13 protein-coding genes are annotated in these 12,440 nt (G+C 64.0%); all 13 read left to right on the top strand.

What is annotated here, in order from left to right:
* The first annotated feature begins 16 nt into the window (after positions 1 to 16).
* A complete protein-coding gene (locus ACGLHR_RS13040) occupies positions 17 to 883 on the top strand; it encodes an SDR family oxidoreductase (RefSeq protein ID WP_400094295.1) in 867 nt (288 codons plus the stop codon).
* Positions 884 to 1,034: 151 nt separating this feature from the next.
* Positions 1,035 to 2,123: an SMP-30/gluconolactonase/LRE family protein gene (locus ACGLHR_RS13035; RefSeq protein WP_400094294.1), complete on the top strand. Its 1,089-nt coding sequence runs from the start codon at positions 1,035 to 1,037 to the stop codon at positions 2,121 to 2,123.
* A gap of 312 nt (positions 2,124 to 2,435) precedes the next feature.
* Positions 2,436 to 3,272 (top strand): NADH oxidase, encoded by an 837-nt coding sequence (locus ACGLHR_RS13030; RefSeq protein ID WP_400094292.1) that lies wholly within the window; start codon positions 2,436 to 2,438, stop codon positions 3,270 to 3,272.
* Positions 3,273 to 3,508: 236 nt separating this feature from the next.
* Positions 3,509 to 3,697, top strand: a complete 189-nt coding sequence (locus tag ACGLHR_RS13025) for a hypothetical protein (RefSeq protein ID WP_400094290.1) — start codon at positions 3,509 to 3,511, stop codon at positions 3,695 to 3,697.
* A complete protein-coding gene (locus ACGLHR_RS13020; RefSeq protein ID WP_400094288.1) occupies positions 3,694 to 3,831 on the top strand; it encodes a hypothetical protein in 138 nt (45 codons plus the stop codon). Before ACGLHR_RS13025 ends, ACGLHR_RS13020 begins: the two co-directional genes overlap by 4 nt.
* 28 nt (positions 3,832 to 3,859) lie before the next feature.
* On the top strand, positions 3,860 to 4,669 hold the full coding sequence (locus tag ACGLHR_RS13015; RefSeq protein ID WP_400094286.1) for an SDR family NAD(P)-dependent oxidoreductase: 810 nt from the start codon (positions 3,860 to 3,862) through the stop codon (positions 4,667 to 4,669).
* A 208-nt stretch (positions 4,670 to 4,877) separates the two neighbouring features.
* The gene (locus ACGLHR_RS13010; RefSeq protein WP_400094285.1) at positions 4,878 to 5,372 is read left to right on the top strand and encodes a YbhB/YbcL family Raf kinase inhibitor-like protein; all 495 of its coding nucleotides are present in this window, start codon (positions 4,878 to 4,880) and stop codon (positions 5,370 to 5,372) included.
* Between the two features lie 441 nt (positions 5,373 to 5,813).
* Positions 5,814 to 6,362 (top strand): 2,4'-dihydroxyacetophenone dioxygenase family protein, encoded by a 549-nt coding sequence (locus ACGLHR_RS13005; protein WP_400094283.1) that lies wholly within the window; start codon positions 5,814 to 5,816, stop codon positions 6,360 to 6,362.
* 143 nt (positions 6,363 to 6,505) lie between these two features.
* Positions 6,506 to 7,600, top strand: a complete 1,095-nt coding sequence (locus ACGLHR_RS13000) for an SMP-30/gluconolactonase/LRE family protein (protein ID WP_400094282.1) — start codon at positions 6,506 to 6,508, stop codon at positions 7,598 to 7,600.
* Positions 7,601 to 7,777: 177 nt separating this feature from the next.
* Positions 7,778 to 9,031 carry a CoA transferase gene (locus tag ACGLHR_RS12995; protein WP_318232505.1) on the top strand — a complete coding sequence of 418 codons (1,254 nt, stop codon included), beginning with the start codon at positions 7,778 to 7,780 and terminating at the stop codon, positions 9,029 to 9,031.
* Positions 9,024 to 9,791: an enoyl-CoA hydratase/isomerase family protein gene (locus ACGLHR_RS12990; protein WP_400094281.1), complete on the top strand. Its 768-nt coding sequence runs from the start codon at positions 9,024 to 9,026 to the stop codon at positions 9,789 to 9,791. Before ACGLHR_RS12995 ends, ACGLHR_RS12990 begins: the two co-directional genes overlap by 8 nt.
* 10 nt (positions 9,792 to 9,801) lie before the next feature.
* Positions 9,802 to 11,592 (top strand): acyclic terpene utilization AtuA family protein, encoded by a 1,791-nt coding sequence (locus tag ACGLHR_RS12985; protein ID WP_400094279.1) that lies wholly within the window; start codon positions 9,802 to 9,804, stop codon positions 11,590 to 11,592.
* Positions 11,589 to 12,404, top strand: coding sequence for a GntR family transcriptional regulator (locus tag ACGLHR_RS12980; protein WP_400094277.1), 816 nt, complete (start codon positions 11,589 to 11,591; stop codon positions 12,402 to 12,404). The genes ACGLHR_RS12985 and ACGLHR_RS12980 overlap by 4 nt, the downstream gene beginning before the upstream one ends.
* Positions 12,405 to 12,440: the final 36 nt, after the last annotated feature.

Here is a 12,440-nt window from a genome sequence, read left to right as displayed (position 1 = left end):
AAAGAGGAGAACAGTCATGGACAACTTCGCAGGTAAGGTCGCGGTGATCACCGGCGCGGGCAGCGGCTTCGGCCGCGAACTCGCGCGCATCGGCAGCCAACTGGGCATGAACCTCGTGCTCGCCGATGTGCAGCGCGATGCTCTCGATTCGACGGCAGCGGAGATGCAAGCCGCCGGCACGCGGGCGATCGCCGAGGTAGTGGATGTCGCCAAGAGCGAGCAAGTGCAGCGCCTCGCTGATGTCGCTTTCGGCGAGTTCGGCAATGTGCATCTGCTGTTCAACAACGCCGGCGTCGGCGGCTCCGGACTGCTGTGGGAAACCACCGAAGCCGACTGGCAATGGGTGATGGGCGTTAACCTCACGGGCGTGGTGAACGGCGTCCGCCACTTCGTGCCGCGCATGCTCGCTGCGAATGCGCAGGGCGAGCCCGGCCATATCGTCAACACCGCATCGGTGGCCGGCTTGCTATGCCCGCCGCTGCTGGGCGTCTACAACGTCAGCAAGCACGGCGTCGTGGCGCTAACCGAGACGCTGTATCACGACCTGCGGCTCGCCAAGAGCAGCATCGGCGTGTCGGTGCTTTGCCCGGGCTTCGTGCCCACGGGGATTGCACAGTCGGAACGCAATCGCCCGGCCGATCTTGCCAACGCAGCGGCGCCGAGCGCGTTGCAGTTGGCGGCCAAGGCGCAGTTTGAGAAGGATGTCTCTTCCAACAAGATCACCGCGGCCGAGGTTGCTCAACTGACCTTCGATGCGATCCGCATCGAGCGCTTCTACGTGTTCACGCACCCGGAGATGCTGCCCGCCGTTCAGGGCCGCTTCGACGCCGTGTTGGGGGACGGCGGACTGGGCGATCCGTTTGCGACCAATCCGGGAGTCTAGCCGGCAACCGCTTCTTAAAGAGAGCCGGCACGATCGGCGCCGGTGACACAGGAACTCGCGCTGTGCCTTGTTGCCGAGCAGGCAGCTCGGGCTGCCGAAGTCGTATCGACCATCAATCATACCCATTACTAATAATCTTGGAGACTGCGACATGAGAATGAACATCACCCGGACGGTGCTGGTCCTGCTGCCCCTGTTGGCGACGCCACTCGTCAGCACGGCCTGGGAGCGCGGCAAAGTCGAAACATTCGCTACCTTGCCTGCTGGAGAGGCGCATCCCGAGGGGATCACCGTGGACCGCGAGGGCAACGTCTACGTCACCACGGTGGCGGTGGAAAAACCGGCGTCAAGCGAGGGAACACTCCTGGTGTTCGACCGCAAGGGCAGGCACCTGCGCACTGTGGCCGTCAAGGGCTCGGGCAGATCGCTGCTCGACATCCACTTCCACCCCCGGACGGGCAAGTTGCTCGTGGCCGATTACAAGGCCGGCAAAGTCCTGAGTGTTGATACCAAGACGGGTGACTCCTCCGTGTTCATGACGGTGACGGGCGTGAACCCGGGCCTCAACTCGATCACGTTCGACGCCGCCGACAACGCGTACGTGACCGACTCCCACCAGGGCATCATCTGGAAGGTCGGGCCGGACGGCGGCGAAGGGTCGGCATGGGTCACGAGCCCGCTGCTCAAGCCGAGGGCGGGGGTGATCGGTGCGAACGGCCTGATGTTCAACAACAAGAAGACGGCGTTGTTCGTCGCCAATACAGCGAACGACACCATCGTCAAGATACCGCTGACCGGCCCGACGCTCGAACCCGGCACGCCGGAAGTCTTCGTCAACCGCGTCGGCGCCGGGCCCGACGGTCTGCACATCGACGAGCGCGACAACCTCTGGGTTGCGTGCAACCAGTCCAACGAGATTCTCGTGCTCGAGCCGACGCAGGGCCGGGTGATTGCCAAGCTCGGCGACTTCGCAGGCATCGATCGCAACGGGGCACCCAAAGGCCTTCTCTGGCCGAATACCTTCGCATTGCACGGTGACGACATTCTTGTCACCAACCTGTCGATGGATCTGGGCACAGTCGCTGCGCAGCTTGCCGACGAGTTTGGCATGGCGCATCTCAAGACCATGAATCTGAGGACGATCGATGGACCGTGGGCTCAGCAGGTGAAGGTCCACACGGTCTCGAAAATCAAGATGAGGATACCGGAAGGTCCGGACTTCCTTTGGAGAAAAAAATGAGAGCCATTCCGCGCACAGCGTTGCAGATCCGCTCGCTCCTGAAGACGAATGGCGAACTTGAGCTGTCCTTGGCCGAGTTCGAGGGATCGGCGCGGCTTCGACGCGCACGAGCACCTCGCCGTCGGCAGGTTGCGGAACCAACCCGTCCGATCAACTCCTGCTGTTCGCCAGTGCCGACCTGGACCTGAATACGTTGCGCGCCACCGGCAGCGCGTCCCGGCCCGTGGTCACCGGGCAGGTGCCGACTGGCGCGCTGCAGCCGCGCGCCTCGGCCAATCGCTGCCGATCGGCAACGAGGGTTGCGGAGTGGTGATGGCTGCCGGCCATTCGCCGGCCGCACAGGCCCTGCTCGGCAAGACGGTGGCCGTGATCGGCGGCTCGATGTACTCGCAATACCGGGCGGTGCCCGTCGAGATGTGCCTGGTGCTGCCCGACGGCACCGAGCCCGCCGACGGCGCCTCGAGCTTCGTCAACCCGCTCACCGCGCTCGGCCTGGTCGAGACGATGCGCAGCGAAGGGCATCGCGCGCTCGTGCACACCGCGGCGGCGTCGAGCCTGGGCCAGATGCTCAACCGCATCTGCCTCGAAGACGGCATCGATCTCGTCAACGTCGTGCGCAAGCCCGAGCAGGCCGCGCTGCTGCGTTCGCAGGGCGCGAAGCTCGTCGTCGACACGAGCGCGCAGGACTTCGAAGAAGCCCTGCGCGCCGCAATCGACGCCACCGGAGCGACGATCGCGTTCGACGCCGTGGGCGGCGGCCGGCTCGCCGGACAGATCCTGACCGCGATGGAAGCCTCGCTCGCGCGCAAGATGGCGGCCTTCAGCCCCTATGGCTCGCCGCGACACAAGCAGGTCTATTCGTATGGGCTGCTGGACGGCGGCCCGGCCGTCCTGGAGCGCGGCCGCTTCGGCATGGCCTGGAGCTTCGGCGGCTGGCTGCTCACGTACTTCCTGGAAAAGGCGGGCGCCGAGACCGTGCAGCGCCTGAAGCAGCGCGTGGCGTCGAACCTGAAGACGACCTTCGCGAGCGCGTACACCAAGGACGTGTCGCTGGCGCAGGCGTTAAGCCGCGAAGAGATCGCCATCTACAGCAAGCGCGCCACTGCCGCGAAGTATCTGGTCTGCCCGAACAAGGATCTATGCTCATGACCTCTTTCAAAGTCAGCTTCAACGAGGACGGGCGCCGGAACCGCTGGCGAGCGCCGCAGGCGCGCTATCCGCCGGGCCGCGCAAGAGCGTGCCGTCCGTGCAGATCGCGTGGGCGCGCAGCGGCGGCAAGGGTGACACCTCCAACATCGGCCTGATCGCGCGCCGTCCTGAACTGGTGGCGGTGCTCGTCGAGCAGGTGACCGCCCGAACGCGTCAAGGAGTACCTCGGCCACATCGTGCGGGGGCCGGTCTACCGCTACGAGCTGCCCGGCACCCATGCCGTCAACCTGGTCTTCGAGCGCGCGCTGGGCTGCGGCGGCATGGCGCCGCTGCGCAACGATCCGCTCGGCAAGGGCATGGCGCAGATGCTGCTCGACATGCCGGTCGAGTTGCCCGAGAGCCTGCTGCACGAACTGCCGTCGTGAATTTCGATTTCTCCGACGACCAGCGCGCGATCCGCGACGCCGTCGGGGCGGTCTGCGCCGGCTTCGGCGCGGACTACTGGATTGAGCGCGAGCGCGGCCTGCGCGAAAGCGTGCTGCCTCTGCTCTCGACATGAGAAAGAACACAGCCAAGTGGAGAGTTTCATGATGAGGTTTGAGGGTAAGGTCGTAATTGTGGTCGGCGCGGCAGGCAAAGACAACATGGGGCAGTGCATTGCCAGGCGCTTCGCCGACGAGGGCGCCAGCGTGGTTGTGGCTGGACGACACGCGGAGCCGTTGGAACAATTGGCCAGCGAAATCGGAGGCGCCAGCCGGCTTTGCGACTTCACGCGCAAGGAAGACATCGATGCGCTCGTCGCCTTCGCGCGCGAGCGCTACGGCCGCGTCGATGTCGGCATCAACGCCCCGGGCTGGGGACTTCTCCGGCCGTTCGAAGACACGAGTGAGGAAGAGCTACAGGCGATCATGGGTCTCCAGTTCAAGGCGCCGTTTCAGTTCATGCAGGCGCTCGTGAAAGCCATGAGGGAAAATCCGACGCCGGGGGGCTCGATCATCATGATCTCGTCGGCGACCGCGACGATCATGCTCGAGAACCATGCCGCCTATATGGGCACCAAGGCTGGCACCGCCCATGTCGTACGCTGTGTGGCCAACGGGTTCGGCCAATTCGGAATTCGCGCCAATTCAATCTCTCCTGGCATCACTCGCACGCCGATGTCGGGTGACGCCCTGAACATCCCCGAAATATTGCAGGCCTTCGAGGCCTGCTATCCGCTCGGACGTATTGACACTGTGGACGACGTCGCCGAAGCGGCGCTGTGGTTGGCAAGCGACGCGTGCTTCATGACGGGACAGGACCTGCAGGTCAGTGGCGGCCTGACGCTACGCCGCAAACCGACAATCACGGAAATGGGCGCTGCCTATGCCCGGGCTACGGCGCACCTGTCCGTATGATGTGGCTCGCAAAGGGCTGTTGGCCGACGCGGGGCGACCGCGCCATCGATACCAGTTCCGATAAACACAAGACGCGTGAGAATGCGCAAGGCATGGGTGCCACCAGCCTGTTCGAGGTGTGCTGACGGCGATGGGATCGTCCGGAGGCCGCAGGCACCTCCAAGCGATATGGCTTTCTGATTATCAAAATCAAGTGAAAGGAAATGGCATGAGCAACTTCACACTAACATCGCCTGAATTCAAGGATCAGGATCCGTTGCAACTGGTGCATGAGTTCGATGGCTACGACGGCACCGGCCAGAACCGTTCGCCCGCGCTGCAATGGCAGGGCGCGCCGGAAGGCACCAAGAGTTTCGCGCTGACGCTGTACGACCCGGACGCGCCCACCGGCAGCGGCTTCTGGCACTGGATCCTGTTCGACATCGATTCGTCCGTCACCCAGTTCGCCGCAGGCCCGGGCTCCAGCGACGGCACTGACCTGGGCGCCAGCGGCACCCAGGTGGCCAACGACTACGGCGCCATCGGCTACGGCGGTCCCTGCCCGCCCAAGGGCTTGCCCGCGCACCGCTACATCTTCACCGTGCACGCCCTGGGCGTGCCCAAGCTGGGGTTGCCGGCCAACCCGACCAACGCTGTGGTGCGCTTCTTCATCTACCAGAACACGCTCGCCACGGCTACCCTGACCGGCCTCTACAAACGCTAGGTGTCGCGGCGCGTGGTCGACGGCAAAGACAACGTGACGTACGCCGGCGTTACCTGGTATCGGGGTGACCGCTAAGTCTCAGAGATCGACATCCCCGCGTCCGCATTGAAAACGGTACCCGCCATCGCCGAACCCCAACGGCGGGCAGCTAGCGAGCGCAAGCAAGGCTAAAGGCCCTGATTCAGTCCCTAGGGTAAACAAGGGGCAGAAAAAACCTTCCGCAGCCTCTAAACTTCCAACATTAGAACTTTAGGAGTATTCAGTGACATGCAGGCCCGGCAGCGGTTAGCCAGGCTTCACCTTTGCGCTGGATGCTTCTATTCCTCCGGCGCGTTGCCGCCGCAGCTCTGAGTTTCCCGCCGGACCGGCGTGCCTCTTCCGCCTCATCAAAGGACGGTTTCCGTCCACTGTTTCACCTCCTCTAACAAACGGAGACAACCCATGAATGCAAGAATTCTCGCGCAGCCCACCACGTCTACCGGCGCCCTCCTGCCGCTGCCCGCCCTGCCGCAGGACAAGCTCCTGACCGTCAACATCGAGCAGATCCCGCTGATCAAGGATGTCTTTCCGGGCATCCACATCAAGCCGCTGCGCCTGGACCCGGAGCGCGGAGAGTGGGTCTTCATGGCCATCGTGGAACCCGGCTGTTCCCTGCCGATTCACTACCACACCGGTACGGCGCAGGTGTGGACGCTCCAGGGCTGCTGGAAGTATCGCGAGTACCCCGACCAGCCGCAGACGGCGGGCTCCTACCTGTACGAGCCCGGCGGCTCGGTGCACACCTTCTACACCCCCGAGGACAACACCGAGGACACCATCACCATCGCCTGGATCGAAGGCGCGCAAGTGAGCTTCAACGAGGACGGCACGTTCCACTCGCTCAATGACGCGCTCTCGATCCAGTACGCGATCCAGACTCTCGCGGCGGCGCGCGGCATCGGACCGGTGCCCTACGTCCGCGGCAACGGCGCCGACGTTATCAAGGAATAAAAAGCGACTTACACCATGGCAGGCCGCTCGTCGGCCTGCGCGGTGCCGTTCCTCTGCTCCTTATAGACCAGCGTGTACGACACCGATCAGATCAATCAGTGACGATCCATCAATCCGCGAGATTGAGAGAGTGCAAGATGAGAATGATCAAAGCCGAGAGGATGCCGATACTGCCGATGCTGATGTTGCTCGTGTTGCTGGCGACGCCGCTAGCCGCAAGAGCCTGGGAGCGCGGCAAGGTTGAGACATTCGCCACTTTGCCCTCGGGGGAGGCGCATCCAGAGGGGATCGCCGTGGACCGCGAAGGCAACGTCTACGTCGTCACGGTGGCGGTGGAAAAACCCAGGACGAGCGAGGGTGCGCTTCTTGTGTTCGACCCGCAGGGCAAGCACCTGCGCACTGTCAGCATCAAGGGCTCGAGCCGATTGTTGCTTGACCTCGGCTTCCATCCTCGCACGGGCCAGTTGCTCGTCGTCGACTACAAGGGCGCGAAGGTCCTGAGCGTCGATCCCAGGACGGGTGCATCGTCCGTGTTCATGACGGTCACCGGCAAGAACCCCGGCCTCGACGGATTGACGTTCGACCCCGCCGGAAACGTCTACGTGACCGACGCCCACCAGGGCATCATCTGGAAGGTCGGACCCGACGGCGGCGAAGCGTCGGCATGGGTCACCAGCGCGCTGCTGAAGCCCACGCGGATCCCACCGACCATCGGCGCCAATGGCTTGGCGTTCAACAACAAGAATACAGCCTTGTTCGTCGCCAATACGGCGAACGACATCGTTGTCAAGATACCGCTGACAGGCTCGACGCTTGAGCCCGGCACGCCTGAAGTCTTCGTCAACCGGATCGGCGGCGGACCCGACGGAGTGAAGATCGATGAGCACGACAACCTCTGGATCGCGTGCAACCAGTCCAACGAGATTCTCGTGCTCGAGCCGACGCAGGGCCGGGTGATTGCCAAGCTCGGCGACTTCGGCGGTATCGATCGCGAGGGGGCACCCAAAGGCTTTCTCTGGTCGAACAGCCTCGTCTTCCATGGCGGCGACGTTCTTGTCACCAACCTCTCGCTCGATATCGAGACGTCTCTTCCGCAGCTCAGTGACGAGCTTGGCCTGGCGCATCTCTTGGGCAAGAATCTGCGCACCATCGATGGTCCCTGGGCGCAAAGGGTGAAGATCCACACTATCTCGAAAATCAAGAAGCGGATACCAGAACTCGACGGCGGGCCCCAGTAGACCATCGGCCAGATGTCTCCCCCGTCAGCCAGCGCGCGGCACTTGACCTACCTTCCGCCTATTCGATACGTCGACTTATAGAACGATGTGCTCGGCTGCCGGCTCAACACCGGTCAAGCAGGGAACGGTGGCCTCGGGGCCAACCGTCATACATTGACCCACCGAGATGAAATGGATATGAAGAAAGACGAGACAACGGGGCCGCTGGCCGGCGTGAAAGTGGTTGACATCACGTCAGTATTCATGGGGCCCTCCGCTACCCAGATGCTGGCTGACCTGGGCGCCGACGTGATCAAGGTCGAGTCTCCGACCGGAGATAGTACGCGCGGCATAGGTCCCTGCGGCGATGAAAAGCTGGGGCCGCTATTCCTGGGCCTGAACCGCAACAAGCGCAGCATCGTGCTTGACCTGAAAGCGCCCGAGGGGCGCGAGGCCTTGCTTTGCCTGGTACGGGATGCTGACGTGCTGGCCTACAATGTGCGCCCGCAGGCCATGCAGCGGCTGGGGCTGGACTATGAAACGCTGTCGGCCATCAATCCGCGCCTGGTCTATGTCGGCATGTTCGGCTTTTCGCAGCGCGGACGCTACGCGCCCCAGGCTGCCTTCGATGATCTGATCCAGGCCGCAACCGGCCTGCCGCTGGCCGTTTCGCTGGGCAGCGGCGACAGTCCTCGATATCTGCCAATCACCATCGCGGATCGCTCGGTGGGGCTCTATGCTTTCGGCGTGATCTGTGCCGCCCTGTATTCACGGGGGAGCACCGGCAAGGGCCAGCGCGTTGATGTCCCCATGTTCGAGACCATGGTTCCCTATGTGATGGGAGACCACCTGTATGGCGAGACCTTCGTCCCGGCAAAGGGCGGCTTCGGCTATCCGCGCCTGCTCTCGCCCGAACGGCGCCCATACAAGACGAAGGACGGACATGTCTGCTGCCTGATCTATCACGATCATCATTGGCGGGCCTTCCTCCAGGTCATCGGCAAGCCGCAGTTGTACGACACCGATCCGCGCTTCGCCAACATGAACACCCGCACCGCCAACATCACCGAACTGTATGCCATGGTCAGCGATGAAATGGCCAAGCGCACCACCGAGGAATGGCGCACCCTGCTCAAGGAGGCCGATGTTCCGGTCTTTCCGATGCACACGTTCGAGTCACTGCTGGACGATCCCCATTTGCGGGATATCGGTTTCTTCAGCGAATCGGACCACCCGGCCGTCGGGCGTATCCGGGAGATGGCGGTGCCCAGCGAATGGCATGGCACCCCACCGACAAGCCGCCGCCATGCACCCGGCCTGGGTGAGCACAGCCGTGAGGTACTGCGTGAGGCCGGTTACGACAACGCCGCCATCGATACGCTGTTCGCGTCAGGCATCTCCAGGGATGGGTCAAAAGCGCAACGAACCGAAGGAGAAACTCCCCATGAATGATGAACTGCTGTGCGAGGTCCGGGACGCAGCACTCTACCTGACCATCAACCGGCCGGAGCGCCGCAATGCCATCACGCCGGGGGTGCTGCAGGGACTTCGCGACGGCATCCTGCGCGCCGATCGCGATGCCGACATCCGCGCTGTGGTCATTACCGGAACGGGCGAACAGGCCTTCTGCGCCGGCGCCGATCTGCAGACCGGCAAATCGTTCACGTTCGATTACGCGGATCCCTACCAAGGGATGGCCGACCTGTTCCGCTGCGCCAGGCAGTCAACGGTGCCGCTGATCGCCCGTGTCAACGGGGCCTGCATGGCGGGTGGCATGGGACTGATGGCGATGTGCGACCTGGCGATAGCTAGCGAAGGCGCCCGCTTCGGCCTGCCGGAGGTCAAGCTGGGCTTGTTCCCCGCGCAGGTCCTGAGCGTGCTGCAGCACCTGGTGCCACGTCGCACGCTCACCGAACTCTGCCTGTGCGGCGAGCCACTGTCCGCGAGGGAAGCGCTGGCCGCAGGACTGGTCAACGATGTCAGCGACGATCTCGACGCCAGGCTGGACTTGCTGCTGACCCGCCTGCTGAACAATTCGCCCGCCGCCATCCGTCGGGGGCTGTACACGCTCAAGCATATGGAAACCATGTCGTTCGAGCAGTCCATGGCGTTTACGGAAAGCCAGATAGGGCTGTTTGCACTGACCGAGGACGCGCGCGAAGGCCAGTTGGCATTCCGCGAGAAACGCCAGCCCAAGTGGACTGGCAGATAGGGAGATGGGAATGGACGCGAAAAGGGTACGCATTGGCGGTGCTTCTGGCTTCTGGGGCGACAGCAGCGTCGGCGCGCCACAGCTTGTGCGCCACGGTGATATCGATTACCTGGTGTTCGACTATCTGGCCGAACTGACCATGTCGATTCTGGCCGCTGCCCGATTGCGCAAGCCGGAACTGGGTTACGCCACCGACTTCGTGACGGTGACAATGAAGGCCCTGATCGGGGAGATCGCCGCGCGCGGGATCCGCGTGGTCAGCAACGCCGGTGGCATGAACCCGCACGGGTGTGCGCAGGCCATTGCCGCTCTGGCGGCGGAACAGGGCCTGACGCTGCGCATTGCCGTGGTGGAAGGCGATGACGTGATGCCCCTGCTTCCCCAGCTGCGCGAAGCCGGTGTGCAAGACATGCAGCAAGGCCGCCCCTTGCCAGAGCACGTGGTCAGCGCCAATGCCTATCTGGGCGCGTTGCCGATCAGGCAGGCGCTGGACCAGGGGGCCCAGATCGTCATCACCGGACGCTGCGTGGACAGTGCCGTGACACTGGGCGTGCTGATGCACGAGTTCGGCTGGCATGCGGACGACTATGATCGCCTGGCCCAAGGCAGTCTGGCCGGCCACATCATCGAGTGTGGGTGCCAGGCGACGGGCGGCTTGCATACCGACTGGGAAAGCGTCCCGGACTGGCACGACATCGGCTATCCGGTGGTCGAGTGCCGTTCCGATGGCACCTTCGTTGTCGGCAAGCCCCCCGCCACCGGGGGACTGGTCAATACCGCGACGGTCGGCGAGCAGGTGCTGTACGAGATCGGCGACCCGGCCACCTACCTGCTGCCAGACGTCACCTGCGATTTCACGCAGGTAACCCTTCGGCAGGCCGCACCGGACCTGGTGGAAGTAAGCGGCGCACGCGGGCGGGCCCCGAGCAATGCCTACAAGGTCTGTGCCACCTATGTCGACGGCTTTCGCTGCAACGCGCAGCTTTCCATCGTTGGCGTCGACGCGGTCGCCAAGGCGGAACGCACGGCGGAGGCGATCCTCGCCCGCACGCGCAAGCTTTTCGGGGAGAACGGGTGGGGGGACTACAGTCGCACCCGGATCGAGGTGCTGGGAGCAGAGTCCTGCTTTGGGCCACATGCCGCCGTCCGGCACACCCGCGAGGCGGTGATGCGGCTGGCGGTCATGCATCCCGAGAAGGCGGCGCTGGAACTGTTCGCGCGGGAAATTGCCGCGGCGGGGACCAGTTGGGCGCCGGGCACGACGGGCTCGGCTGGTGGGCGTTCCAGTCCCTCGCCATCGATCCGCCAGTATGCATTCCTGCTCGACAAGAGCGCCCTGGCCCCGGCGGTGGTGATGGACGGCGTACGCAGCGGCGTCACCATTCCTTCAGGCAGCCCGTCGGCACCGGTCGCGCCCGCGGCACCCGCAGTCGCTGAACAAACGGGCGCTGTCCCTGCGGAACACGATACCGTCGAAGTTCCGCTGATACGGCTTGCCTATGCTCGTAGCGGCGACAAGGGGGATACCTCGAACATCGGGCTGATCGCCCGCCGGCCGGCGTACCTGCCCGTGCTGCGGGCCGAAGTGACGGTGGCGCGCGTGGCGGACTGGCTTGGGTACCTGGTGAAGGGGCCGGTGACATGCTATGACCTGCCCGGCTTCGACGCCATGAACTTTGTCTGCGAGTCGGCCCTGGATGGCGGCGGCATGGCGTCGCTGCGCAATGATCCGCTCGGAAAGGGCATGGCGCAGATCCTGCTGACCATGCCGGTGCGCGTGCCGCGGGAGCTGTTGTCGTGACGAGGAATGCGTCCAACGCAGCTGCTAACGAGAGCGTCATTCTCGCCGACGACGGCACCGGCGGCGTGACGCGATATCGACAACTGGCCAGCGTCATCCGACATAGGATCGTTTCGGGCGAGTACCCGGTGGGCATGCAGCTGCCAACCGTGGATAGCCTCGCGCAAACCTACGGGATCGCCAAAGTCACCGTGCGCCAGGCCTTTGCCGCGCTGACGGAAGAGGGGCTGGTCAGCAGCCAGCGCGGTCGTGGCACGCACGTCATCAAGCAGCCATCAGAACCCGGACAAGGGCTGCGCTCCGCCATCAATGACGAATCGGCCCATGGCAGCGAGTTGGAAATCCGCATCCTGGAAATGCGCGAGGGCGTGGCGTTGCGGCCGGGCCTGGTCCGGCGCGGCACGCCGCTGGACAGCTATGTGATGGTGCGCAAACTGCATGTACATGGCTGCACGCCCTTCTGCCTGGTCGAGATGTATGTGGCCTCGTCGGTCTTTGCCCGCTTTCCCCGCGGTGGCGAAAAGCAACACAAACTCGGTCATCTGCTGCGCCAGGTCGAAGGCGACCGCCTTGGCATGATGCAGCAGACCATGACGGTTGAGCCGGCCGACTATATCCTGGCACGCGATCTCGCCTATGGCTTCGGGGCGCCAATCGCCAGGATCGTCCGATCGACGCTGGACGTCGACGGCAATGTGCTTCTGGCAGGGCAGTTCTGGTACCGCGGCGACCGTTTCATCCTGGATCTGGAGATTCCAGCCAAGCTGACCGAGCACTACCCGGCGCTGGCCATCCCTGACAGCCGCCGCTGAGCGACAGACTTCACTATTTGAACGAGGAGACATCGA

Origin of the sequence: Cupriavidus sp. CuC1 (assembly GCF_044627735.1) — a bacterium.
In the GTDB taxonomy this organism is placed as follows: Bacteria; Pseudomonadota; Gammaproteobacteria; order Burkholderiales; family Burkholderiaceae; genus Cupriavidus; species Cupriavidus ulmosensis.
Note: the sequence above shows the minus strand (reverse complement) of the source record. Positions and strands in the feature narration are given on the sequence as shown.

Excerpts from the sequence above, each read along its gene's own strand:
- ACGLHR_RS13040 (WP_400094295.1), top strand. The coding sequence starts at position 17 with ATGGACAACTTCGCAGGTAAGGTCGCGGTGATCACCGGCGCGGGCAGC.
- ACGLHR_RS13035 (WP_400094294.1), top strand. The coding sequence starts at position 1,035 with ATGAGAATGAACATCACCCGGACGGTGCTGGTCCTGCTGCCCCTGTTG.
- ACGLHR_RS13030 (WP_400094292.1), top strand. The coding sequence starts at position 2,436 with ATGGCTGCCGGCCATTCGCCGGCCGCACAGGCCCTGCTCGGCAAGACG.
- ACGLHR_RS13015 (WP_400094286.1), top strand. The coding sequence starts at position 3,860 with ATGATGAGGTTTGAGGGTAAGGTCGTAATTGTGGTCGGCGCGGCAGGC.
- ACGLHR_RS13010 (WP_400094285.1), top strand. The coding sequence starts at position 4,878 with ATGAGCAACTTCACACTAACATCGCCTGAATTCAAGGATCAGGATCCG.
- ACGLHR_RS13005 (WP_400094283.1), top strand. The coding sequence starts at position 5,814 with ATGAATGCAAGAATTCTCGCGCAGCCCACCACGTCTACCGGCGCCCTC.
- ACGLHR_RS13000 (WP_400094282.1), top strand. The coding sequence starts at position 6,506 with ATGATCAAAGCCGAGAGGATGCCGATACTGCCGATGCTGATGTTGCTC.
- ACGLHR_RS12995 (WP_318232505.1), top strand. The coding sequence starts at position 7,778 with ATGAAGAAAGACGAGACAACGGGGCCGCTGGCCGGCGTGAAAGTGGTT.
- ACGLHR_RS12990 (WP_400094281.1), top strand. The coding sequence starts at position 9,024 with ATGAATGATGAACTGCTGTGCGAGGTCCGGGACGCAGCACTCTACCTG.
- ACGLHR_RS12985 (WP_400094279.1), top strand. The coding sequence starts at position 9,802 with ATGGACGCGAAAAGGGTACGCATTGGCGGTGCTTCTGGCTTCTGGGGC.